Origin of the sequence: Gluconobacter sp. P1D12_c (genome assembly GCF_018812105.1) — a bacterium.
Classification (GTDB): domain Bacteria; phylum Pseudomonadota; class Alphaproteobacteria; order Acetobacterales; family Acetobacteraceae; genus Gluconobacter; species Gluconobacter oxydans_A.
In genome coordinates, this window is the sequence record NZ_JACSIQ010000293.1 from 1 (window position 1) to 521 (window position 521).

The 521-nt window shown below is 48.8% G+C and carries 1 protein-coding gene; it reads left to right on the forward strand.

From position 1 onward, the window contains the following. Nucleotides 1–180: 180 nt before the first annotated feature. The coding region (locus KP705_RS16815) for a hypothetical protein (RefSeq protein WP_215765085.1) at nucleotides 181–521 on the forward strand (341 nt) is incomplete at its 3' end.

Genomic DNA, 521 nt, shown 5'->3' on the forward strand with positions numbered 1-521 from the left:
TTATGGTAGAATGTGAGTCGAGGTTAAATCGATGGATATCTTGGCGGATTACATCGAAGAAGCCCGATAGGTTAGGAGAAGGCTCATGACGCAGGAACGTCACAACCCGACCCACATCAGTATTATAACACAACTGATGGCGATGGTTCAACACAAGACCGCCAAGACTGGTGGTCTCGGATGGAATCCGTAGGTCGTTCATATACGAAATTAGAGGCCCAAAGGGTCATCAAAGCTCAGTCATATGATGGGGGGTATTATCCTCGTTCATGGCTTGGGCATGTGTTCCATCTGGGGTGGTCTGTTGATGATATCTGCTGGCTGATATCTGCTGACTGCAAGCACCTTGGGCTTATAGCTCGGGATTATTCTGCTGATGAGAATCTGCGTTTTGCGTGTCGTTCGGAACAGGAAGACAGGCGACGCTTCAGGCTTCCTGCTGGTGGTTTAGAATACGTTCCAGAGGTTAAGGAAGCGAAGGAATCACGCGGAGAGATTTTTGATGCAGGACCGTCTGAGAA